Here is a 21,748-nt window from a genome sequence, read left to right on the forward strand (position 1 = left end):
GCATTTCCCGGCGCAGGTTCCCGCCGGGAAATATGGGCTTTGGCCCCTGGCCGTTACTCCGCCGCCTTGAGCGGTGGTGTTGGCGGCTGCGTGCTTTCCGGGTCTTTCGGGCTCCCATCGCGGATCTCCGGCGCCGTGCTGTCCTCCCAAATCACCTCGGTTGCCTGCATTCCGCTCGCCGCCCGGCCCAGGGCCATGTCCTGCGCGATACGGCTGGACCGGCCGGCGGTCAGACGCGCCAGCGCGCGGCCCAGCCAGATCGCATAGGTCGTGACCCACACCCGCAGCGCCAGGAACGACGGGGTGACGATCAGCGTCAGCACAGTGGCAATGCCCAACCCGAACACAACCGCCGTGGCCAGCTGCTTCCACCACAGCGCCGTGGGGCTGTCGATCGAATAGCCGCCATTGATGAAATCCAGCGACAGGCCGAACATCATCGGCGTCAGGCCCGCCATCGTGGTCAGCGTGGTCAGCAGAACGGGGCGGATACGCGCCTCGGCTGTGCGTACGATGGCCTCGATCTTGGGCATATAGGCGCTGTATTCCTGATAGGTGTCGATCAGCACGATATTGTTGTTCACCACGATACCGGCCAGCGCCACGATCCCGGTTCCGGTCATGATAATCGAAAACGGCTGGTCCATCACCAGCATGCCCACCAGAACGCCCGTGGTGGACAGCACCACCGCCAGCAGCACCAGAACCGAATTGTAAAAGCTGTTGAACTGCGCCAGCAGGATCACGAACATCAGCCCCAGCGCCGCCAGGAATGCCTTGGACAGAAACTCCTGGCTTTCCGCCTGATCCTCCTGATCGCCGGTCCATTCCCAGCTGATGCTGTTGGGGAAGGGGCTGGTGTTCAGCCATTCGGTCAGCGCCACGATACGTTCATTCGGGTTGATCGGCGCAAATCGCGCCTCTTCGGCATCTATCCGGTCCTGCAGGATGTCCGCGTTTTCGACGTCGAACAGTCGAACCAGCGCATAGGTCTTGCCGTCGGCCCTTTCGACCGTCACGTCCTGCGCGGAGGTTCCCTCTTCGATTTCGCGCACGATGGCGAGGGTCTGTTCCGACCCGTCCGTATCCGTTGCCACAACCTTGATCAGCCCGCTTTCGACATCGGACTTGACGTCGTAATAACGCTGTTGGTCCACCCGGTTGATCTGGGCCAGCTTGTCGACCGGCTTGCGGGTGATAAAGTTCGACAGCGGCACCAGCCCGTCGGGCGTGCGCACCTTGAGTGTGTCCAGCGTCGACAGCACCCGGTCCTCTTCCGGCAGGCGCACGCGGATTTCGATTTCCTCGTCATTGCTCTCGGGCCGCATTTCGCCCAACAGGATGCCCCGCGTCACCAGCTGCACCATCGCGCCGACGGTGGCCACATCGGCGCCGAACCGGCCCGCCTTGGCCACGTCAACGTCGATCTGCCAGTCGATGCCGGGCAGGGGCAGGTTGTCCTCGATCCGGATCAGGCCGGGGGTGGTCTCGAATTTTTCCCGTGCGGCCAGCGTGGCGGCGGTCAGATCCTCCCAGCCATCGCCCTTGATACGCAAGTGCACCGGCTTGGCCGAGGCCGGGCCGCGGCCCAAAACCTCAATCTCGACCTCGAAACCGGGCAGCTTGGCCAACTCCGTGTTCAGCTGTTCGATCACCGTGTTGCCGGCATAGTCCGGCGCGACAACCTCGCGCGACATCAGGCCGCCCAGCATTGGTTCGGCCACCTTCGGGCGGTCCTCCCATGGGGTGATCTCGAACTGCACCCGACCGACCGTGTCGGCAGGTGCCTGCGAGCCTCCGGTATTCTGGTTCAGCCCGCCTTCACCCGCAAAGGCAAAGATATTGGTGATCGCCGGGTGTGCGCCGATCACCGCTTCGGTCGCCTTCACCATCGCGTCCTTTTCGGTCAGCGAAAGGTTGCCGCGTGCCCGGACATAAGCGGTGGCCTGTTCCGGTTCGCTGTCGACAAAGAACTCCACGCCACGGTTGTTCTCGCCATAGATGTTCATGACGGTCATCACCGCAAAGCCGACAGCAGCGATCGAAACGATCGGCATGATCGGATTGCCAACGAGGAACTTGATGAAATGGCCAAACAGCGTGTGTTCCTCGGCGGAATGCACATGATCATCGGTCCGTTCGATCCGCGCCGCCCCAAGCGTCACCGACCCGGCAAAGGCACCAAACAGGAACAGCAACACGCCAAGGAGCGTGCCACCCGACGCACCCTCGGGCAGCAGGTAATGCGGATTCAATAGCTGCATCGCGCCCAGGAAGATCGTGTAGAGCGCAGGGGGTACCAGCGCGGCCCGCACCAGCCACGGCGTTCGGACGCGCAGCCAGTCCGAGATGCGGCCGAACACCCGGCTCAGTCGCCCCGAAACCCCTCCCATCACAGGCAGATAGATCAGCGCCACCACCAGCGAAGCGGAAAGGACAAAGATCAGCGTGACGGGCAGCATGCCCATGAACTCGCCTGGAATGCCGGGCCAGAACAGCATGGGCAAAAACGCGCACAGTGTCGTTGCTGTCGACGACACGATGGGCCAGAACATCCGCTGCGCCGCCTCGACATAGGCGTGCATCGGGCCGACGCCTTCCTTGATGCGTTTGTCGGCATATTCGACAACCACGATGGCGCCGTCGACCAGCATGCCCACCGCAAGGATCAGACCGAACATCACGATGTTCGAGATGCTGACGCCCATCACGGCGAGGAAGGCAAAGCACAACAGGAACGAGGTGGGAATGGCGAACCCCACCAGCAGCGCCGCGCGCGACCCAAGCGAGGCCAGAACCACGATCATCACCAGCGCGATGGCGGTCAGGACCGAACCCTCAAGCTGGCTGACCATCGATCCCACGACGCGGCTCTGGTCGTTCGACGTGCCGACCTCGACCGCCGCTTTCAATTCTTCGGGCCATTTCTCGCTTGAGGCCGCGACGGTCTGTTTCACCGCCTGAACCGTGTCGATCAGATTGAAACCCTTGCGCTTGACCACCTGCAGGGCAACCGTCGGCTCTCCGTCAAAGCGGGCGGTGCCCTCGCGGTCTTCAAAGGTATAGTTGATCTCGGCCAGTTCCCCCAGCGTCACAACCCGGTCGCCATTGACCTTGACCGGCAGGCCATAGACATCCTGCGCGGTCGTGAACGATGACGGGATCTTGACCGAAAACGTGCCCTGTTCGGTCTCGACCTCACCGGCAGCGATCAGCTGGTTGTTGTTCCGGACCACGTTGATCAGTTCGGCTGCGGTGACGTTATAGGCTTCCAGCCGCAGCGGATCGATGATCACTTCCAGCAATTCGTCGCGATTGCCCGCGATTCCGGCCTCCAGCACCGAATCCAGCGCTTCCAGATCATCCTGCAAATCCTTGGCAATGCGCGCCATTGTCCGTTCCGGAACCGCCCCGGTCAGGTTGACGATGACAATCGGAAATTCCGAGAAATTGATTTCGCTCAGCGTATATTGCTCGGCCCCTTCGGGGAAATCGGCCTGCGCCGTGTTCATCGCGTCGCGCACATCGGCGGTGATCGCGGTCTTGTCCCAGCCGAACTCGAATTCCAGCGCCACGCCGGCATAGTTTTCGGCGGCGGTCGAACTCATCTTCTTGAGCCCGTCCAGATCGGCCAGCTCGGTCTCCATCGGCTTGACCAGCAGGTTTTCGCTGTCCTCCGCCGAAATGCCGGGAAATTGAACCGACACGAACAGGGCGGGGATCTCGATATCCGGCTCGCCCTCCTTGGGCAGGCTGACATAGGCAAACCCGCCAACCACCAGCGAGATCGCGATAAAGGCCAGAACCATCCGGGCGCGCTTGGCGGCCCAGTCGACGATGCCGATCATTCCAAGACCTCCCGATAGGTCGGCGCTACGGCGACACCCTTGGTCACGAATTCCTGACCAACCACGATCACGTCAACGGTTTCAGGCAGGCCACCCAGCCAGACGCCCTCGGTCGTGTCGCGCAACAGGCGCACCGGCAGGAAATCCACCACATTGCCCGAGGCCACGGTGCGCACGCCCAACTGGCCGTCATTGTTCAGCGTCAGTGCCGATTGCGGCAGCAGATGCGCCTTGGCCCCTTCCGACGAAATCGCGATCGAGGCGGTCTGGCCGTCGCGGATCGTCAGGTCCGGGTTCGGAACGGTGATTTCGACCTCGAATGTCCGGGTGGTCTCGTCGGCCGACCGGCTCAGGAACGTGACACGGCCCTGCACCTGACGACCGGTGGCCAGTGTGGCCCCGGCCTCGGCCCCGACCGCAATCCGGTTCACTTCGGTTTCCGGCACGAAACCGACCAGCTTGATCGGATCAAGCTGAATCACGGTCGCGCAGAGGCTGCCCGATTCGCGCTGCATCAGGCTGCCCAATTCGGCGGTATCGCTTTCCAGCAACCCGTCGAACGGCGCCTCGATCGTCAGGCGGTTGATTTCCCGCTCGGCTGCGGCCACGGCGGCGGTTGCGGCCTCGATTCCCGCGCGCGTTGTTTCCAGTCCGGCTTCGGCGGTCTTGATCCCCGCCTCAGCGGCCCGCATCCCGGCTTCGGTCGAGACGCGGCGCGTTTCCGAGGCATACCCCGTTTCCGAAAGTTTCCGGGCGGCGGTGTTGTTTATTTCCGCCTCCGCCAGCCGGGCGCGTGCCTCATCCAACAGCGCCTCGGCCTCCGGCTGCCGGCTTTCCGCCTCGATCTTTCTTGCCTTGGCTTCGGCCAGATCGGCAAATCGCGTACCGGGATCAAGCTCACACAAAAGATCACCGGTCTTCACAAATGCGCCCTTGCGCTTGGGCTCCGAGATCACGGTCGAGGTGGTCTCGGCGCGCACTTCGACCTGGCGGTTCGCCTTGGTCTGGCCTCTCAGAAACACCGCGCTGTCAATCTCGCGCGCCTGAGAACGCAGGGCGACAACCGCCACGGCGTTCGGATCGGCGGCGTCCTGACCGGCTTCCGCAACGTCATCGCCCGTCTGATCGGCCTGCGGCTGTGCCGCCGCCGCTTCATACCCGGCAAAGGCCAGAAGGGCCGGTCTTTCAAATACAAGCAGGTAAAGCGCAGTGATCACCAGAAAAGCGGTGAGGATGGGGATCAATCGCATCGTGTGCCCTTTTCAAATCTGTCCTGACAACGGAACTCAACGGCATTTGGTATCAGATGGGGACTCATAATCGACTTGTCCATACTGAACGGACTAGTTCAGTTTATTTTTTTTGGACTGACAGCGCAAGGGAGATCGAATTGGTCGATCCGGGGTACTTGGCTTGCAAGTTGCTGCGGGGTATGACAGGCGCGGTACAGCCTGAAGCAACACCCGGGGGCAGGGATGAGTGACGTTGACAGTTTCATCGATGAGGTGACCGAAGAGGTCCGCCGCGACCGCCTGTTCCTGATGCTGAAAAGATGGGGCTGGGTCGGGGCGCTGGCCGTGGTCGCCATCGTGGGTGGCGCCGCGTTCAATGAATACCGCAAGGCGCAAACCACGGCAGCGGCTGAAAAGCTGGGCGATGAAATCATCGCCGCCCTGTCCCGGAACGACGCGGCGGGCCGCGCAGCCGGTCTGGAACAGATCAATGCCGAATCCGCCGGTGGCGACGCGGTGCTGCAGATGATGATCGCAGCTGCCCAGGCAAGCTCCGGTTCTGCCGACTCCGCCGCTCAGGGATTGAATCAGGTGGCTTCCAACGGCGAAGTGCCGGAGATTTACCGCCAGATCGCGGCCTTCAAGGCGCTGTTGATTCAGGGCGACGCCCTGCCTGTGGCCGACCGGCGGCAACAGTTCGAGGCGCTGGCCCAGCCGGGCGCACCCTTGCGCCTTCTGGCCGAGGAACAGCTTGCCCTGATCGATATTTCCGAAGGCGATGCAAGCGCCGCCCTGTCGCGTCTCGAAGCCCTGCGGCAGGACGCCGAGGTCGGAGTTGACTTGCAACAGCGCGCGACACAGTTGATTGTGGCGCTGGGCGGCAAGCCCGAACCCATTCCCGGACAGCAGGGCTGAAACGGATCTGACCCGGACCCGGGTCATTGGTGAAACACAGGCGAGTTCAGAATACGATGGCTAATACGACCTTTCCCCGCCTTGGGGTCACGCTGATGGGGCTGGCGATCATGACGTTGGGTGCATGCCAGCCACCCGAAGCGATCCTGCCCGGCGAGCGAGAGGATATCCGTCCCATCGAAGACACCGTAAGCAAGGCGGCAGGGTCCAAGCCCATCAGCCTTCCTTCGCAACAGAACAATGCGACCTGGGCGCAAAGCCCCGGCACGGCGGCCTATCGCACCACCAATCCCGCGCTGCGCGCCGCCCCGCAACAAATCTGGTCGACCTCGATCGGCAGCGGCGATTCCCGCCGGCAACGGATTACCGCCGACCCGGTCGTTGCTGGCGGCCTGATCTATACGCTTGATTCGGCGGCCACCGTCACCGCGGTGACGCCGCAAGGAGGAACCGTCTGGAGCACCGACCTCATCCCGACGGGTGAAAGCGCCGAACAGGCCACCGGCGGCGGGCTGGCCTATGATGGCGGCGTTCTCTATGTGTCTTCGGGTTTTGGCCGGCTGACCGCGCTGGATGCCAATACGGGGGCTGTCCGCTGGCAGCAGCGGCTGAACGCCACCGGCAGTGGCACACCAACGATTCGCGACGGGCTTCTGTATCTGGTGGCCGGGGATGACACCGGCTGGGCGATCCGGACAAAGGACGGGCGCATTGCCTGGCAGGTCGATGCGACACCCAGCGTCGGAAATGTTCTGGGCGCTCCGGCCCCTGCCATGACCTCGGACCTGGTGGTTTTTGCCTTTGGCTCCGGCGATATCACGTCCAGCTTCCGCAGGGGCGGGATCGTGCGGTGGAACGCTTCCATCGCCGGTGGCCGTCAGGGTCGCGCCGTCGCCCAGATCGGTGACGTGACCGGCGGGCCGGTGGTGTCGGGCAACACGATCTATGTCGGCAACCACTCCGGACGCACCGTGGCCTTCCAGGCCGACTCGGGCGAGCGGAAATGGACCGCCAGCGAAGGCGCGCTTGGCCCGGTCTGGCCTGTGGGTGACAGCATCTTCATGGTCAGCGACCGCAATCAGCTGTTGCGTGTGAACGCCTCGAACGGGTCGACCATCTGGGCGCGCGATCTTCCCGGCTTTGTCAAGGACAAGCCTCGCAAGCGCGGCGCGGTCTATGCCCATTACGGCCCGATCATGGCGGGCGGCAAGGTCATCATCGCCTCGGGCGATGGATATCTGCGCTTCTACAATCCCGCAGACGGCGTCATGACCAGCCGCATCGAACTGCCGGGCGGGGCGTCCACCGCGCCCGTCGTGGCGGGGCAGACGCTCTATGTCGTGTCGACCAAGGGCCAATTGCACGCTTTCCGTTGACGGCCAGACGCGTTATAGGGCGCGTCTGAGTCTTGAAAGTAAAGTGACATGTCCCTGACCCTCGCCATCGTGGGGCGCCCGAATGTGGGCAAATCCACCCTGTTCAACCGCCTTGTCGGCAAACGGCTGGCGCTGGTCGACGACCAGCCAGGCGTCACGCGCGACCTGCGCGAGGGCGAGGCGCGCCTGGGCGATCTGCGCTTTACCGTGATCGACACGGCGGGGCTTGAGGATGCCACCGACGACAGCCTGCAGGGCCGCATGCGCCGCTTGACCGAGCGCGCGGTGGACATGGCCGATGTCTGCCTGTTCCTGATCGACGCCCGTGCCGGGGTCACACCGGTGGACGAGATCTTTGCCGACATCCTGCGCAAGCGCTGCGATCATGTCATTCTCGCGGCCAACAAGGCCGAAGGTGCGGCGGCGGATGCGGGCGTGCTCGAATCTTACGGTCTGGGGCTGGGCGAACCGATCCGCCTGTCGGGCGAGCATGGCGAGGGCATGACCGACCTTTACACGCATCTCATGCCGCTGGCCGATGCGATGGCCGAGAAGGCCGCCGAGGACGCGCCGGAAACCGACGTGGATCTGGACGAGGAAGATGCGGAAGACGGCGAGGTTCCGGCAATCACCGCGTCCAAACCGCTGCAGGTGGCCGTGGTGGGCCGCCCCAATGCGGGTAAATCCACCCTGATCAACAAGATTCTCGGCGAAGACCGCCTGCTGACCGGACCCGAGGCCGGGATCACCCGCGACGCGATTTCCCTGCGCACCGACTGGAACGGCACCCCGATGCGGATCTTCGATACCGCCGGTATGCGCAAAAAGGCGAAAGTGCAGGAAAAGCTGGAAAAGCTTTCCGTTTCTGACGGCCTGCGCGCGGTCAAATTTGCCGAGGTGGTGGTGGTTCTGCTCGACGCGGCAATCCCCTTCGAACAGCAGGATCTGCGCATTGCCGATCTGGCAGAACGCGAAGGACGCGCCGTCGTTGTGGCCGTCAACAAATGGGATGTCGAGGACCACAAGCAGGACAAGCTGCGCGAACTGAAAGAGGCGTTCGAGCGTCTGTTGCCGCAACTGCGCGGCGCGCCGCTGATCACCGTGTCGGCAAAGACCGGCAGGGGCCTTGATCGCCTGCACGACGCCATCCTGCGCGCCCATGACGTCTGGAACCGCCGGGTGCCGACAGCGGCACTGAACCGTTGGCTGACCGGCATGCTGGAACAGCACCCGCCGCCAGCGCCGCAGGGCAAGCGGATCAAGCTGCGCTACATGACCCAGGCCAAGACCCGCCCGCCCGGTTTCGTGGTGATGTGCTCGCACCCCGACAAGATGCCGGAAAGCTATACGCGTTATCTGGTCAACGGGTTGCGGGCCGATTTCGACATGCCCGGCACCCCGATCCGTCTGACCCTGCGCGGGCAGGGGGACAAGAACCCCTATAAGGGACGGCGCAAGAAAAACGCCGGTGCGCTGGCCAAGCACCTCAATCGCAAGGCGTAACTGCGCCAATTCGCAGCATTTTCACCTCAGACACGTGACAACGCTCGACCTATGGCGTTAGCATGAATGCGCGCACAAGATTCTGCGCGCGGCTTGCATCCCTGCAGGCCGCACCCATTTTTGAACACAGTTTGGGCCAGCCATCGTGGGGAGCGTACGGCATGGATCTGAGAAGTTACACACGTCAATACGCGGTGCAGGACAACCGTCGTGCCGGGTTCAGCTATTTCGGCACATTCGCGGTCTATTTCACCGCGCTCGCGCTGGCGATCCGGTATGTGGATCATTGGGTCATCATGATCCCCGCAGGCATCGTCTTTGCCTTCTGCGCCGTTCGCCTCTATGTGCTGCAACACGATTGCGGCCACCATTCCCTGTTCAAGACGCGCGGGCAAAACGAACTGGCCGGCCATGTGCTGTCGCCCTTCACCTTTGCTCCTTTCGAGGTGATGAAGCAGAACCACAACCTGCATCACGTAGGCGTCGGCAACCTGGAACACCGCGAAACCGGTGAGATCCACACCATGACCCTGCGGGAATGGAACGCGGCGGACTGGAAGACGCGCCTGTTCTACCGGCTCTACCGCAACCCGTTCTTCCTGGTGCCGATCGGGGCGCTATTCACCTATTTCATCCGCTATCGCTGGCCCAAGAACACCACCCGGTTCGGTGTCCGGGGCGTGGTGCTGCACAACCTGTCGATCGTGGCGATGCTGGGCCTGCTGTATCTGGCCACAGGCAAAACCGGCGTTCTGCTGTGGCTGGCCTTTTCCTTCCTCGGTGGCATGCTCGGGGTGTTCCTTGTCTATCTGCAGCACAATTTCGAAGACACGTACTGGGATCGCCGCCCCGATCTCGACCCGCAACTGGCCGCGCTGCAAGGCTCGTCGGCGCTGGATTTCGGCTGGTGGTTCGATGCGTCGGTGGCCTGCATCACGCTGCATGACATCCACCACTTCAACGCGCGCATCCCCTCCTACCGGTTGCGCGCCTGCCACTACAACCTGCCACCCGAATACACCCCGCGCCGCATCAAGTTCCCCGAGGCGGTGGCGGCGCTGAATCTCAAGCTGTGGGACGAAGACGCAAAGCGCCTCGTGCCGTTCCCCGACAGCTCTTCGGCCGATCCGGTGGCGTCGGTCGGATAACCTGATAGATACATGTTGAAACGCGCGCCCCAGGCAACACAAGGAGCAGAAATGAGCCCGGTCACACTCGTACGCGGCATTGGCGCGGCACTGGCCAATGCCCTCAAGGACCACGGTATCGAAAACGTCTCGGCGCTCGCCAAGGCGACGCCCGAGCAACTGATCAAGGTGCCCGGCATCGGCAAGGCGCGCGCGCCCGTCCTGATCGCCGCGGCCCGCGAACTTGCCGTATCCGAACCCGCGGCGAAACCACTGGCGCGTGCCACGCGTAGTCGCAAACCGGCGGCAAGCAAGGCCAAAAGCCGCCGCCCGGCACCGGCCGCTGTCGTGGTCCTGAGCGAGGTTCAAAAGGCCGAGGCCGACCGTAAGGCAGCGCAGGAAGCGGCCGAGCTCGAAAAGATCGAGGCCAAGGCCCGCAAGAAAGCCAAGGCAAAGGCCAAGGCCGAAAAAGCCGCCCGGAAAAAGGCCGAGATGGAGGCAAAGTTCAAAAAGGCCAAGGACAAGATCAAGGCCAAGAAGGACAAAAAGAAAAAAGACAAGAAAAAGAAAGACAAGAAGGACAAGAAAAAGGGGAAGAAGTAACGCCTCCCCTTGTCCCGTCGAAACCGGCCCCGCGATCCGCGGCGCCGGTTTTCTTATGCCAGCGTACCGTCCAGCTGCAGCGTCAGCTTGCCGCCCAGATAGGGGGCCAGAACCTCGGGAAGGGTGACGGTGCCATCCTCGTTCTGGCCGTTTTCCAGCACCGCGATCAGACAGCGCCCGACGGCCAGACCCGATCCGTTCAGCGTATGCACGAATTCCGGCTTGCCGCCGCCTTCGGGGCGAAAGCGCGCATTCATCCGGCGCGCCTGAAAATCGCCGCAGGTCGAGACCGAACTTATTTCGCGATAGGTGTCCTGCCCGGGCAGCCACGCCTCGATGTCATAGGTACGGCGCGCGCCGAACCCCATGTCGCCGGTGCACAGCACCACGGTGCGATAGGGAATGCCCAGCTTTTCCAGAATCCCCTCGGCGCAGCGCAGCATGCGCTTCTGTTCCTCTTCCGATTTGTCGGGATGCGTGACCGACACCATCTCGACCTTTTCGAACTGGTGCTGGCGCAGCATGCCGCGCGTGTCCTTGCCCGCCGATCCGGCCTCCGAGCGGAAGCACAGCGAATGCGCGGTATAGCGGCGCGGCAAATAGCTTTCCTCGACAATGCAATCACTGACGATATTGGTCAGTGACACTTCGGAGGTCGGGATCAGCCACCACCCCTCGCGGGTCTGATAGCTGTCTTCGCCGAATTTCGGCAACTGGCCGGTGCCCTGCATCATCTCCGACAGCACCAGAACCGGGCCGTTGACCTCGGTCAGGCCGTTTTCGTTGATATGCGTGTCCAGCATGAACTGCGCCAGCGCCCGGTGGATGCGTGCAACACCGCCCGACAGCAGCACAAAGCGCGCACCCGAGAGTTTGGCGGCGGTTTCGAAATCCATACCGTTCTGCACCGCTTCGATCTCGAAATGCTCCTTGGGCGCAAACCCCATTTCGCGCGGGGTGCCCCAGCGGTTGATCTCGACATTGTCGTTCTCGTCCGCCCCCTGCGGCACGTCGTCCGCCGGCAGGTTGGCGATGCGCGACATCTGGTCGTTCAGCAGCGCGTCAAGGTCCTTGGCCTCGTTCTGCATCCGCGCGATCTCGGCCTTTTTCTCGGCCACCAGCGTGCGCAGCCGCGCGAATTCGGCCTCGTCCCCGCGCGCCTTGGCGGCACCCACGTCCTTGCTGGCCTTGTTCTGTTCGGCCTGCGCTGTCTCGGCCGCCAGGATCTTGGCGCGGCGCTCTTCATCAAGACGCAACAGGTCCGACGACACCGGCGCGTCCCCACGGCGCGCAAGAGCGGCGTCGAAGGCGGCGGGATTTTCGCGAATGGCGCGGATGTCGTGCATGGGTTTGGTTCCCTTGATGAATTGCGACTCGATACCCGCCTTATGCCTCAACTGACTGGCAGAGGGTAGGGTGGTTCATTCATCCCATGTCGAGGGGGCATTGGGATCGAAACCGATGGATTTTTGCCACCTGCGCCAAATGTTCTTAAGAGTTTCCCAGCCAGTTAAGTCTTTTGTCCAGTGCAGTTGCTCTTGCTCGGGTTCACGTTCAACGCTCCCGTCGCAAATAATATGGCTAAGTGTTTCATTGCTTAGTTTCAGTTCTCTTAAGTCAGCGTCACGAACCAGGCTGGCACTGACACGACAATTGAATAAAACGTTCTCTAGGCCGGAAGTCCTTCTGAAATAGCATCCGTCAAAAACGGAACCCTGAACAACAGCCCCATCTTCTTCTGACCGTGAACCAGCGGATCGACCGGGCGGTTATCTTCGGGCAGGGCGACAAAGACCACGAGAATGGCAAACAGGACCGCACCCGCGCCTGTCAATATCCAGAACAGTTCCGGCTCAATCGGTATCTCGGTCACGTGCTCGGCCTCACTCGCGTTTGGCGTGCATCATGAGCAGAAATCGGGCCGATGCCAAGACGCTGCAGGTGGCTGAAACCAAGGATATTCAAGTGTACAAAACGAACAAGTGGGGGTCGAAAACCGGTACAATTGGAACATTTCGCCGGTACAAGCCGAACTGCCCAAAGAAAAAGGCCGGGCGTTGCGGCCCGGCCTGAGTGTTCACTAATTCAAAACCGCCTCGATCCGGCTCACCCGGTGACGCGGCGGTTGCATGACGATGTCACCCGTCAAAAAATCGGCATAGTCGCAGGTCAATTCGACCCCTGCCGGGATGTCTTCCTTGGCCACGCCCCAGATCCCGCCCGAAAAATCCAGGTTGGGATACATCGAATGGTTCATGAACCGCCCTTCATCACTTTCCAGAATCAGGTATCCCGGACGATGGATATCGGGATAGCTGTAGCGTTCCAGAAACTCCCGGACATGCGGCTCGACATTGTCGAGCTTGGTTTCGGGGAACGTGATGTCAAGCATTCTGTCATGCCGCCAGACCTTGTCACCCCTGGCAATATCGTCATGACAAAACACGCCCAACCCTTCGATTTCGGAGGGGGCGAGGTAGCAGCGCACCATCATCATGCGCCTGTTCCTTCTACATGGAATGGCCGGGCCGCCTTCCGGGCCGGAAAGAGGGGGCAACCCCCGCGCTCGGCGGCTAGCGCGAGGAAATCCTAAGCGCCGAATCGCGGAAAAAAGCAACTGAAATTATCGTCCTGCCTTTGCGGCGCACCGGGTTCACGGCGGCATCAATCCTCCGCATCATCCCGCATGGCATGAAACCGCGCGATCACGGCGGTCCGAACCTCGTCGGGTTCTGCCTCCAGCGCATCGGTCAGGCGTCGCAATTCGCGGCGCGTCTGGTGCAAACGGTCGATGAGCGTCAGCACGACAGGAACGGTATTTGCCGGAACCGACATTTCCTTTCTCAGATCGCATAACAGGCGCAGGCGGGCGATATCAACCTCGTCGAAAACCGGACCCGTCCTGCCCTGCGCCGGGCGCACCCAACCTTCGCGAACCCAGACCCGCAATTCCCTCAGGCTCAGGCGTTCGATGCGCTGAACAACGGCGCGTTCATCCAGTTTCATACCCGCCTCCGCATATCCTTGCGCGGGTCGAAGCCCGCGTGATCCCGCCAGCGCCTGGCCATGTCTTCCATCCCGGCGTCGATCCGGTCTGGCAGCATGATTCTCAGGCGCACATACTGATCCCCGGCCGCGCCTTTTGGCGGGGCAATCCCCTTGCCCTTCAACCGCAACCGGTGCCCCGACGATGCCCCTTTCGGGATCGACATCGACACCGTGCCCGAGATCGTCGGTACATCGACCTTTGCCCCCAGTACCGCCTCGTCAAATGTGATCGGCAACTCCATCTCGATATCGTTGCCGTCTCGCGAAAACACCGGATGAGGCCGGACGCCGATGGTCACCAACGCATCCCCCGCCGGCCCCTGACCATAACCCGGCCCGCCCTTGCCGCGCAGGCGCAGGGTCTGACCGTCCCTGACACCTGCGGGAATCGAGAGTTCGATCTTTTTCCCGTCCGGCATGGTGACGCTGCTTTTTACGCCCTGCGCGGCATCGAGGAACTCCACGTCGAGGTGATAACGTGTATCCGCACCCCGAGCATGGACCTCCTGCCGGAACCCCCCGCCGCTGCCCCGCGCGCGCCGCCCGAAGAGTTCAGAGAACAGGTCCGACATGTCCTCGTAGTCACCCGGCCCGCCGCCCGGATCGTAACGGCGCCCCGCATCCTGCCCGGCATAGTGGTGATAATACTGCCGTTCGGGCCGCTCCTGTCCGCTGGCGTCGATCTCGCCGGCATCGAAGCGTTTGCGCTTGTCGGGATCGCCCAACAGGTCATAGGCGGCAGAGACCGCCTGAAACTGCGCCTTCTTGTCCGGATCGTCGGGGTGAAGGTCGGGATGCAGGGATTTCGCGAGCTTGCGATAGGCTTTCTTTATCTCATCCTGCGTCGCTGTTTTTGTAACGCCAAGAATGGCATAGGGATCGTCGTTCATCTGTCACGACCTGTTCGTGGCTGTTGAATACCATTCGATATCAGCGCAGTCTCAGGACCGGGTCAACAACATGACGGTACGCGGAGAAAGCGCATTTTGTCGCCGCGCCAGCCTGTCCTGCGCGATCTTCAGTTTCAGATGCGCAACCGCCAGCCTTTGCAGCGCCTTTTCCCGGTCGTCATACAGCCTTCGAATGCGCGATCCCGGGTTGCCGATCATCCAGCGGCTTCGACCGATGGTTTCCGGAACCAACGCCGAAGCTTCGCGCAACCCGGCCTTCCAGGCGGTATCGGCAGTGTCATAGGAACGGGCGGCCCGGAACAGAACACGACGCCGCGTATTCAGATATGGATGCATTGCAATGCCCTCGACAAGCCCCGGCGCGGATGGCCAGCCACCCTTGAGCCGGAGGAGATACGCGTCACCTGTTGCAAGCCTAATTCCGTCTCGGACGGAACGTCAACAGTTGGCAAGGACGGATTGGTTGAGGGGCGCTGCCCCTTTTGCCCTGCGGGCAATTCACCCCGGGGTATTTGAGACCAGAAAGAAGCGGCAGGAAGGGAATGAGAGCTTGTCATCGCAGGTGGAAACGGGTTTGTTTCGGCCAGTTTTTCTTGTTGGGGTAAAACTTGCTGGCTGTCCCGGGCCTCGCTTCGATTTCTCCAGACCGGAAAAGTGTCGTCATCCTGTCCGCCGCCATGCCGATGTTCGGCGTCTGCACTGTGCTGGCGCAGAAGCAGGGGCAGGAGGGCATCGCCTCGATCACCCTGCTGGCGGCAACCTCCCTGGCCTTTGTCGCGCTCTCGGCCCTGTTGCTGTGGCTGAGTTGAGGGTCGACGCGGATGCAGCCGGGCGGCAACGTCAAAGTTTCTCTGGCGCAAGCGCTCCTTCGCCGCTTGCACCTTGCCGCGTCAACGCATAGGTTCCCGGCAAATTTGCGGGGTTGACCCCGCCTCGTCAAAACAAAGGAATATCCCATGGATGGTGGCGCAATTGCCCAGTTTCTCCCGCTGATCCTGATTTTCGGCATCATGTACTTCCTGCTGATCCGTCCGCAGCAGAAAAAGATGAAGACCCATCAGGCCATGGTCGATGCGCTGCGCCGGGGTGATCAGGTGGTCACGCAAGGCGGCCTCATCGGTAAGGTTGCCAAGGTCAAGGAAGACGGCGAAATCGAGGTCGAGATTGCCGAAGGCGTCAAGGTGCGGGTGGTCAAGGCGACCATCGCGCAGGTTCTGAACAAGACCGAACCGGCGAAATAACTTCGTTCCGCAATTCCTTGAAAAGGCAGGGTAATGCTGCAAATTGATACCTGGAAGCGGGTTCTGATCTGGTCGGTCTGCGCGGTCGGCCTGCTGTTGGCCCTGCCAAATGCGTTCTATACCCGCGTCGAGCAATCGAACGACGCGCGGACCGCCATCGAACTGGGCAACGATACGCCCGAGATGCAGGCCGTCGCGGGTCGGTGGCCAGGCTGGATGCCGTCGTCTCTGGTCAATCTGGGCCTCGACCTGCGCGGCGGTGCGCATCTGCTGGCCGAGGTTCAGGTCGGTGATGTCTACGAATCCCGGATGGAGGCGATGTGGCCTGAAATCCGCGACGCGCTGCGCGACGAACGCGCGACGGTCGGTACCATCCGCAAGCAGCCCTCGGCCCCGGACGAGATTCGCATCCGGATCAGCCAGCCCGAAGGCATGTCCCGCGCCCTCGAAACAGTCCGCGGCCTGTCGCGCCCGATCCAGACCCTGACAGGAGCGGGGGCGTCGGATATCGACGTGCGCGCCGACGGCGATGTCATCGTGGTTCAGCTGTCCGAGGCTGAAAAACTGGCCTCTGACGATCGCACCGTTCGGCAGGCGCTAGAGATCGTGCGCCGCCGGATCGACGAGGTCGGCACCCGCGAGCCCACCATCCAGCGCCAGGGCGCCGATCGCATCCTGATTCAGGTGCCCGGCATCGGCAGCGCATCCGAGTTGAAAGACATCATCGGAACGACCGCACAGCTGACATTCAACCCGGTCGTCTCGCGCGGCACCGATCCCGACGCCCAACCGGGAATAGGCGAAAAAGTCATCCCGTCGATCGACGAAGAGGGTGTCTATTACATCATCGAACCCGCCCCCGTCGTCACCGGCGAGGAACTGGTCGATGCCCAGCCCTCGTTCGATCAGAACGGGCGCCCTGCGGTGAACTTCCGCTTCAACACCTCGGGTGCGCGCAAGTTCGGCGACTATACCCGCGACAATATCGGCGCCCCTTTCGCCATCGTTCTGGATAACGAGGTGATCTCGGCCCCGGTGATCCAAAGCCATATCCCCGGCGGCTCGGGCATCATCACCGGCCGCTTCACCGTCGAGGAAAGCACCAACCTGGCCGTGCTGCTGCGCGCCGGTGCGCTGCCTGCCGGTTTGGAATTCCTCGAAGAACGCACCATCGGCCCGGAACTGGGTCAGGACAGCATCGATGCGGGCAAGGTGGCGACCATCGTGGCCTTCGTTGCCGTGCTGGGCTTCATGGCGCTCAGCTATGGTCTGTTCGGCATCTTCGCTAATATCGCCCTGCTGATCAACGTGGGCCTGATCTTTGGCCTCTTGTCGCTGATCGGCGCCACGCTGACGCTGCCGGGCATCGCCGGGATCGTGCTGACGGTCGGTATGGCGGTGGACGCCAACGTGCTGATCTTTGAACGCATCCGCGAGGAACTGAGAACCGCCAAGGGACCCGCCCGCGCGATCGAGCTCGGCTATGAAAAGGCCCTATCGGCCATTCTTGACGCCAACATCACCACCTTCATCACGGCGGTGATCCTGTTCGCCATCGGCAGCGGCCCCGTTCGCGGCTTTGCCATCACTCTGGGCCTCGGCCTGATCACATCCGTCTTCACCGCGATCTTCGTGACCCGTGTTATGATCGTGATGTGGTTCGAACGCCGCCGCCCGAAAACGATCGAGGTCTGACATGCGTATGAGACTTGTTCCCGACGAAACCTCGTTCGATTTCTTCAAGCGCTGGAAATTGTGGCTGGGCATTTCTGCCCTGATGGTCGTGGTCGGCTTTGCTTCGTTCATGATACAGGGGCTGAATTTCGGCATCGATTTCCGTGGCGGCACCACGATCCGAACCCAAAGCACCCAACCGGTTGACGTGGGCCTCTATCGCGATGCGGTCTCGCCACTGGGATTGGGCGATGTGACCATCACCGAAATCTTCGACCCGACCTTCGGCGAGGATGAAAACGTCGCCATGATCCGCATTCAGGCCCAGGACGAGGCCGAGGCGGTCTCGGCCGAAACCATCGCCGCCGTCGAAAGCGCCCTCAGCCAGGCCGCGCCCGACATCCAGTTCGTGTCGGTGGAATCGGTCGGTCCGAAAGTGTCGGGCGAATTGATCAAGTCGGCGGTCATCGCCGTCGCCCTCGCCATCGGCGCGGTGCTGATCTATGTCTGGATGCGCTTCGAATGGCAGTTTGCCGTCGGCGCGGTGGCCGCGCTGGTACACGACGTCATCCTGACCATCGGCATCTTTTCCGAACTTCAGATCCGGTTCGACCTCGCGATCATCGCGGCCCTTCTGACGATTGTCGGTTACTCGCTGAACGACACGGTGGTGATTTTCGACCGCGTACGCGAAAACCTGCGCAAATACAAGAAGATGGACCTCAAGGAGGTGCTGAACATCTCGATCAACGAAACCCTCAGCCGCACTGTGATGACCTCGCTGACGACGCTGCTGGCGCTGGTCTCGCTTTACGTGCTGGGCGGCGACGTGATCCGCGGCTTCGTCTTCGCGATGATCTGGGGCGTGATCGTGGGAACCTATTCCACCGTGTTCGTCGCCTCGACCATCCTGTTGTGGCTGGGCGTCAAACGCGACTGGTCCAAGCCCTCGAACACCTCGGGCAACCAGTTCGCCAATATCGACGCCTGATGCGCCTGAACGAGGTCACATATACCGATGCCAAACCGGTCGATGGCTATGGCCCTGGCTTCTTCCGCATCGGCGGGGAATTGTTCGCAGGGGCCGTCCTGACCGGCCCCGCCGGAACTGGCCCGTGGGGCGGGTATGATGACACTGCTCCGTTGCTGGACCTTGCCGACCGGATCGACGTGCTCTTCATCGGCACCGGTGCCGAGATGGCGCACATCCCGACCCCTTTGCGCACCACGCTCGAAGCGGCGGGTATCGGGGTAGAGCCGATGAATTCCCCCGCCGCCTGCCGCACTTACAACGTGCTTCTGTCCGAGGGCCGGCGCATCGCCCTGGCGATGATCCCTGTCTGACCTGCGCCCTTCATCTGTTGACAAATACTCCGCGGAGCGCGAGGGGCTGGTCCCTCGCTCCGGTCCCTGCGGCAAAAGCGGCCTTTTGCCGTCGCGTCCAATGGGATAAGCGGACCCCATGACACTTTCCGTTTCCGATCTTGCCATCACCCGTGGCGGCGTGACCGTTCTCGAAGGGCTAAGCTTCAGGCTCGAGCCCGGCAAGGCGCTGATCCTGCGCGGCCCCAACGGCATCGGCAAGACGACGCTGCTGCGCACGCTGGCGGGGCTGCAACCGGCGCGCGCGGGTACCATCTCGGGGGCCGAGGATCGCATCGCCTATGCCGCGCATTCCGACGGGCTGAAACCGACGCTGAGCGTGGCCGAGAACCTGCGGTTCTGGGCCTCGGTCTTTGGCGCTGCGGATATTCAAACCGCGCTCGACGCCTTTGACCTGAACGATCTGGCCGACCGGCATGCAGGCAATCTTTCGGCGGGGCAGAAACGGCGGCTCGGCCTGTCGCGGCTGCTGGTCACCGGACGCCCGATCTGGATGTTGGACGAACCAACTGTGTCGCTCGATCGCAATGCGGTGGCGATGTTCGCCGACGCGGTGCGGGCGCATCTGGGGCAGGGCGGTTCGGCCCTGATCGCCACCCATATCGACCTTGGGCTTGACGGCGACGTGCTCGACGTGGGGCCTTACAAGGCCAAACCGAAACCCATCGACGACTTCGACGGAGGTTTCCTGTGATCGCCCTGCTCAAGCGCGACCTGACGCTGGCGCTGCGCGCGGGCGGAGGCTTTGGCCTCGGCCTGGCGTTCTTCCTGATCGTCACGGTGCTGGTGCCGTTTTCCGTTGGTCCGCAATCCTCGCTCCTGTCGACCATCGCGCCCGGCGTGTTGTGGCTGGGCGCGCTGCTGGCCTGCCTTTTGTCGCTGGACCGCCTGCTGGCGCTGGATTGGGAGGACGGCTCGCTCGATCTGCTCGCCACCGCGCCGCTGCCTCTGGAATCGGTGGTGACGATCAAGGCTCTGGCCCACTGGATCACAACCGGCCTGCCGCTGGTTCTGGCCGCACCCGTGCTGGGCGTTTTGCTCAACTTGCCTGTGCCCGGGTTCTTCTGGCTGGTGATCTCGCTCGCCATCGGCACCCCGGCGCTCAGCGTCATCGGCACTTTCGGAGCGGCCCTGACGGTGGGGCTGAAACGCGGCGGCCTGCTGTTGTCGCTGCTGGTCCTGCCGCTTTACGTACCAACCCTCATCTTCGGGGCCGAGGTCGCCCGGCGCGGCGCCACGGGGATGGAGACCACGACACCGCTGCTAATGCTCGCCGGGATCACTGCCGCCACCATTGCCCTTCTGCCCTTTGCCAGCGCTGCGGTGCTGCGCGTGAACCTGCGTTGACCTTTGTCAATTGAGAATGGACCCGACTCGGACTAGATAAGCCCCATGTCACTAGCAACCAAAGCCAACGCCCTCTGGGAATACGCCAACCCCAAGAAGTTTCTGGCCACGACCGAGCGCGTGCTGCCATTCTTCTGGGTCACCTCCGCGCTGTTTCTGGTGGTGGGCCTCGTTTGGGGCTTCTTCTTCACGCCCGACGACTACAAGCAGGGCTCGACCGTCAAGATCATCTATCTGCACGTACCCGCGGCGCTGATGGCGATCAATTGCTGGCTGATGATGCTGGCAACTTCGCTGGTGTGGCTGGTTCGACGCCACCATGTCAGCGCGCTTGCCGCCCGTGCGGCGGCCCCCATCGGCATCGTCATGACGCTGATTGCGCTGGCTACCGGCGCGATCTGGGGTCAGCCCATGTGGGGCACATGGTGGGCCTGGGACCCGCGCCTGACCTCGTTCCTGATCCTGTTCCTGTTCTATCTGGGCTACGTCGCCCTGTGGGAGGCGATCGAGGACCCCGACACCGCCGCTGACCTGACTTCGGTGCTGTGTCTGGTCGGCTCGGTCTTTGCGCTGCTCAGCCGCTACGCAGTGAATTTCTGGAACCAGGGCCTGCATCAGGGCGCATCGGTCATGCGGGCCGGGGCGATCACCGGAACCGACACCGAAGAAAAGGTGAGCAACATCTTCTTCTACCCGCTGCTGATGTGCATCATCGGCTTTGTCCTGTTGTTCATCGCGCTGGTCTTCTACCGCACCGGAACCGAGATCCGGGCCCGGCGCATCAAGGCGCTTCTGGCGCGTGAAAGGGTCAACGCATGATCCCCGATCTTGGAAAATATGCCGACACGGTCCTGTCGGCCTATGCCGCCTCGGTGCTTTTGCTGGTAGCACTGGTGATTTTCAGCCTCGTGCGTGGCCGCAAGGTGCGGGCCGAGATGGAAAAGGTCGAACAAAGGATGACCCGGAATGGCTAAGGTTTCGCCCCTGATGCTGGCGCCGCCGCTGATCTTCGGCGCGTTCGTCGCCCTCGCGGTGATGCAGATGTTCCGCAGCGACAACAAGGACGAATTGCCCACCGCACTGGCCGGCAAGCAGGCTCCGGCGGTCGAACTGGTGCAACTGGGCGACAAGGCGCTGTGGTCGGACGAGACCCTGCGCGACGGCAAGATCAAGCTGGTCAATTTCTGGGCCAGCTGGTGCGCGCCCTGCCGCGCCGAACACCCAAACCTCGAGGCGCTGAAACAGGAAGGCATCACCGTTCTGGGCGCCAACTACAAGGACGATCCCGACAACGCACTGGCCTTCATGGACGAGCTGGGCGATCCCTATACCGCCGGCGGCGCGTCCGAGCAGGCGATGAACATCAACTGGGGAATCTACGGCGTTCCGGAAACTTTCCTTGTCGATGGCGAGGGCCACATCATCCTGCGTGTCGCCGGGCCGTTGACGCAACGCGAACTGACCAACCGCCTGCGCCCCGCGATGGAGGCCGCCACGTCGGAATAGACGGGCTCAGGGCCTGAGCAGGATCCAGACCATC

At 62.5% G+C, this 21,748-nt stretch carries 23 protein-coding genes; 15 read left to right on the forward strand and 8 right to left on the reverse strand.

Annotated elements, in window-relative coordinates; translation table 11 throughout:
* Nucleotides 1–53: 53 nt before the first annotated feature.
* Together ACR0LZ_RS10470 and ACR0LZ_RS10475 are read right to left on the reverse strand one after the other, a co-directional pair.
* The gene (locus ACR0LZ_RS10470; protein WP_480749747.1) at nt 54–3,848 is read right to left on the reverse strand and encodes an efflux RND transporter permease subunit; all 3,795 of its coding nucleotides are present in this window, start codon (nt 3,846–3,848) and stop codon (nt 54–56) included.
* Nucleotides 3,845–5,098: an efflux RND transporter periplasmic adaptor subunit gene (locus ACR0LZ_RS10475; protein ID WP_480749748.1), complete on the reverse strand. Its 1,254-nt coding sequence runs from the start codon at nt 5,096–5,098 to the stop codon at nt 3,845–3,847. Before ACR0LZ_RS10475 ends, ACR0LZ_RS10470 begins: the two co-directional genes overlap by 4 nt.
* Before the next feature lie 225 nt (nt 5,099–5,323).
* On the opposite strand from ACR0LZ_RS10475, the gene ACR0LZ_RS10480 reads away from it, so the two are divergent.
* From ACR0LZ_RS10480 to ACR0LZ_RS10500, 5 genes are all read left to right on the forward strand, one after another.
* Nucleotides 5,324–5,995, forward strand: coding sequence for a hypothetical protein (locus tag ACR0LZ_RS10480; protein WP_480749749.1), 672 nt, complete (start codon nt 5,324–5,326; stop codon nt 5,993–5,995).
* A 56-nt stretch (nt 5,996–6,051) separates the two neighbouring features.
* The gene (locus ACR0LZ_RS10485; RefSeq protein ID WP_480749750.1) at nt 6,052–7,371 is read left to right on the forward strand and encodes a PQQ-like beta-propeller repeat protein; all 1,320 of its coding nucleotides are present in this window, start codon (nt 6,052–6,054) and stop codon (nt 7,369–7,371) included.
* 48 nt (nt 7,372–7,419) lie between these two features.
* Entirely contained in the window at nt 7,420–8,874 is a 1,455-nt protein-coding gene (der, locus tag ACR0LZ_RS10490) for a ribosome biogenesis GTPase Der (protein ID WP_480749751.1), read from the forward strand.
* A 161-nt stretch (nt 8,875–9,035) separates the two neighbouring features.
* On the forward strand, nt 9,036–10,022 hold the full coding sequence (locus ACR0LZ_RS10495) for a fatty acid desaturase (RefSeq protein WP_480749752.1): 987 nt from the start codon (nt 9,036–9,038) through the stop codon (nt 10,020–10,022).
* Nucleotides 10,023–10,073: 51 nt separating this feature from the next.
* A complete protein-coding gene (locus ACR0LZ_RS10500) occupies nt 10,074–10,604 on the forward strand; it encodes a helix-hairpin-helix domain-containing protein (protein WP_480749753.1) in 531 nt (176 codons plus the stop codon).
* Between the two features lie 53 nt (nt 10,605–10,657).
* Here the strand turns inward: ACR0LZ_RS10500 and serS are convergent, their stop codons facing one another.
* The 6 genes from serS to ACR0LZ_RS10530 form a co-directional block, all read right to left on the reverse strand.
* Entirely contained in the window at nt 10,658–11,950 is a 1,293-nt protein-coding gene (gene serS, locus ACR0LZ_RS10505; RefSeq protein WP_480749754.1) for a serine--tRNA ligase, read from the reverse strand.
* A gap of 323 nt (nt 11,951–12,273) precedes the next feature.
* Nucleotides 12,274–12,477 carry a hypothetical protein gene (locus ACR0LZ_RS10510; RefSeq protein WP_480749755.1) on the reverse strand — a complete coding sequence of 68 codons (204 nt, stop codon included), beginning with the start codon at nt 12,475–12,477 and terminating at the stop codon, nt 12,274–12,276.
* 207 nt (nt 12,478–12,684) lie between these two features.
* Nucleotides 12,685–13,101, reverse strand: a complete 417-nt coding sequence (locus ACR0LZ_RS10515; RefSeq protein WP_480749756.1) for an SET domain-containing protein — start codon at nt 13,099–13,101, stop codon at nt 12,685–12,687.
* A 167-nt stretch (nt 13,102–13,268) separates the two neighbouring features.
* Nucleotides 13,269–13,610: a chaperone modulator CbpM gene (locus ACR0LZ_RS10520; protein WP_480749757.1), complete on the reverse strand. Its 342-nt coding sequence runs from the start codon at nt 13,608–13,610 to the stop codon at nt 13,269–13,271.
* Nucleotides 13,607–14,542 carry a DnaJ C-terminal domain-containing protein gene (locus tag ACR0LZ_RS10525; protein ID WP_480749758.1) on the reverse strand — a complete coding sequence of 312 codons (936 nt, stop codon included), beginning with the start codon at nt 14,540–14,542 and terminating at the stop codon, nt 13,607–13,609. The genes ACR0LZ_RS10520 and ACR0LZ_RS10525 overlap by 4 nt, the downstream gene beginning before the upstream one ends.
* A gap of 51 nt (nt 14,543–14,593) precedes the next feature.
* Nucleotides 14,594–14,899, reverse strand: coding sequence for a hypothetical protein (locus tag ACR0LZ_RS10530; protein ID WP_480749759.1), 306 nt, complete (start codon nt 14,897–14,899; stop codon nt 14,594–14,596).
* Between the two features lie 272 nt (nt 14,900–15,171).
* On the opposite strand from ACR0LZ_RS10530, the gene ACR0LZ_RS10535 reads away from it, so the two are divergent.
* From ACR0LZ_RS10535 to ACR0LZ_RS10580, 10 genes are all read left to right on the forward strand, one after another.
* On the forward strand, nt 15,172–15,372 hold the full coding sequence (locus ACR0LZ_RS10535) for a hypothetical protein (protein WP_480749760.1): 201 nt from the start codon (nt 15,172–15,174) through the stop codon (nt 15,370–15,372).
* A 147-nt stretch (nt 15,373–15,519) separates the two neighbouring features.
* Nucleotides 15,520–15,804: a preprotein translocase subunit YajC gene (gene yajC, locus ACR0LZ_RS10540; protein ID WP_480749761.1), complete on the forward strand. Its 285-nt coding sequence runs from the start codon at nt 15,520–15,522 to the stop codon at nt 15,802–15,804.
* Nucleotides 15,805–15,837: 33 nt separating this feature from the next.
* Nucleotides 15,838–17,499 carry a protein translocase subunit SecD gene (gene secD, locus ACR0LZ_RS10545; protein ID WP_480749762.1) on the forward strand — a complete coding sequence of 554 codons (1,662 nt, stop codon included), beginning with the start codon at nt 15,838–15,840 and terminating at the stop codon, nt 17,497–17,499.
* Between the two features lies 1 nt (nt 17,500).
* A complete protein-coding gene (secF, locus tag ACR0LZ_RS10550; RefSeq protein ID WP_480749763.1) occupies nt 17,501–18,469 on the forward strand; it encodes a protein translocase subunit SecF in 969 nt (322 codons plus the stop codon).
* The gene (locus ACR0LZ_RS10555) at nt 18,469–18,822 is read left to right on the forward strand and encodes an Mth938-like domain-containing protein (protein ID WP_480749764.1); all 354 of its coding nucleotides are present in this window, start codon (nt 18,469–18,471) and stop codon (nt 18,820–18,822) included. The genes secF and ACR0LZ_RS10555 overlap by 1 nt, the downstream gene beginning before the upstream one ends.
* Nucleotides 18,823–18,940: 118 nt before the next feature.
* Nucleotides 18,941–19,555: a heme ABC exporter ATP-binding protein CcmA gene (ccmA, locus tag ACR0LZ_RS10560; RefSeq protein ID WP_480749765.1), complete on the forward strand. Its 615-nt coding sequence runs from the start codon at nt 18,941–18,943 to the stop codon at nt 19,553–19,555.
* Nucleotides 19,552–20,208: a heme exporter protein CcmB gene (ccmB, locus tag ACR0LZ_RS10565; RefSeq protein ID WP_480749766.1), complete on the forward strand. Its 657-nt coding sequence runs from the start codon at nt 19,552–19,554 to the stop codon at nt 20,206–20,208. The genes ccmA and ccmB overlap by 4 nt, the downstream gene beginning before the upstream one ends.
* Before the next feature lie 45 nt (nt 20,209–20,253).
* The gene (locus tag ACR0LZ_RS10570; protein ID WP_480749767.1) at nt 20,254–21,027 is read left to right on the forward strand and encodes a heme ABC transporter permease; all 774 of its coding nucleotides are present in this window, start codon (nt 20,254–20,256) and stop codon (nt 21,025–21,027) included.
* Entirely contained in the window at nt 21,024–21,182 is a 159-nt protein-coding gene (gene ccmD / locus ACR0LZ_RS10575; RefSeq protein ID WP_480749768.1) for a heme exporter protein CcmD, read from the forward strand. The genes ACR0LZ_RS10570 and ccmD overlap by 4 nt, the downstream gene beginning before the upstream one ends.
* Nucleotides 21,175–21,714, forward strand: coding sequence for a DsbE family thiol:disulfide interchange protein (locus tag ACR0LZ_RS10580; protein ID WP_480749769.1), 540 nt, complete (start codon nt 21,175–21,177; stop codon nt 21,712–21,714). The genes ccmD and ACR0LZ_RS10580 overlap by 8 nt, the downstream gene beginning before the upstream one ends.
* Nucleotides 21,715–21,748 lie beyond the last annotated feature (34 nt).

It is taken from the genome of Ruegeria sp. CI1, from assembly GCF_056536925.1.

Excerpts from the sequence above, each read along its gene's own strand:
- ACR0LZ_RS10485 (WP_480749750.1), top strand. The coding sequence starts at position 6,052 with ATGGCTAATACGACCTTTCCCCGCCTTGGGGTCACGCTGATGGGGCTG.
- ACR0LZ_RS10495 (WP_480749752.1), top strand. The coding sequence starts at position 9,036 with ATGGATCTGAGAAGTTACACACGTCAATACGCGGTGCAGGACAACCGT.
- yajC (WP_480749761.1), top strand. The coding sequence starts at position 15,520 with ATGGATGGTGGCGCAATTGCCCAGTTTCTCCCGCTGATCCTGATTTTC.
- ACR0LZ_RS10555 (WP_480749764.1), top strand. The coding sequence starts at position 18,469 with ATGCGCCTGAACGAGGTCACATATACCGATGCCAAACCGGTCGATGGC.
- ACR0LZ_RS10580 (WP_480749769.1), top strand. The coding sequence starts at position 21,175 with ATGGCTAAGGTTTCGCCCCTGATGCTGGCGCCGCCGCTGATCTTCGGC.
- ccmD (WP_480749768.1), top strand. The coding sequence starts at position 21,024 with ATGATCCCCGATCTTGGAAAATATGCCGACACGGTCCTGTCGGCCTAT.
- ACR0LZ_RS10570 (WP_480749767.1), top strand. The coding sequence starts at position 20,254 with ATGTCACTAGCAACCAAAGCCAACGCCCTCTGGGAATACGCCAACCCC.
- ACR0LZ_RS10530 (WP_480749759.1), bottom strand. The coding sequence starts at position 14,899 with ATGCATCCATATCTGAATACGCGGCGTCGTGTTCTGTTCCGGGCCGCC.
- serS (WP_480749754.1), bottom strand. The coding sequence starts at position 11,950 with ATGCACGACATCCGCGCCATTCGCGAAAATCCCGCCGCCTTCGACGCC.
- ACR0LZ_RS10520 (WP_480749757.1), bottom strand. The coding sequence starts at position 13,610 with ATGAAACTGGATGAACGCGCCGTTGTTCAGCGCATCGAACGCCTGAGC.
- der (WP_480749751.1), top strand. The coding sequence starts at position 7,420 with ATGTCCCTGACCCTCGCCATCGTGGGGCGCCCGAATGTGGGCAAATCC.
- secD (WP_480749762.1), top strand. The coding sequence starts at position 15,838 with ATGCTGCAAATTGATACCTGGAAGCGGGTTCTGATCTGGTCGGTCTGC.
- ACR0LZ_RS10525 (WP_480749758.1), bottom strand. The coding sequence starts at position 14,542 with ATGAACGACGATCCCTATGCCATTCTTGGCGTTACAAAAACAGCGACG.
- ACR0LZ_RS10500 (WP_480749753.1), top strand. The coding sequence starts at position 10,074 with ATGAGCCCGGTCACACTCGTACGCGGCATTGGCGCGGCACTGGCCAAT.
- ACR0LZ_RS10515 (WP_480749756.1), bottom strand. The coding sequence starts at position 13,101 with ATGATGATGGTGCGCTGCTACCTCGCCCCCTCCGAAATCGAAGGGTTG.
- ccmA (WP_480749765.1), top strand. The coding sequence starts at position 18,941 with ATGACACTTTCCGTTTCCGATCTTGCCATCACCCGTGGCGGCGTGACC.
- ACR0LZ_RS10475 (WP_480749748.1), bottom strand. The coding sequence starts at position 5,098 with ATGCGATTGATCCCCATCCTCACCGCTTTTCTGGTGATCACTGCGCTT.
- ACR0LZ_RS10480 (WP_480749749.1), top strand. The coding sequence starts at position 5,324 with ATGAGTGACGTTGACAGTTTCATCGATGAGGTGACCGAAGAGGTCCGC.
- ACR0LZ_RS10470 (WP_480749747.1), bottom strand. The coding sequence starts at position 3,848 with ATGATCGGCATCGTCGACTGGGCCGCCAAGCGCGCCCGGATGGTTCTG.
- secF (WP_480749763.1), top strand. The coding sequence starts at position 17,501 with ATGCGTATGAGACTTGTTCCCGACGAAACCTCGTTCGATTTCTTCAAG.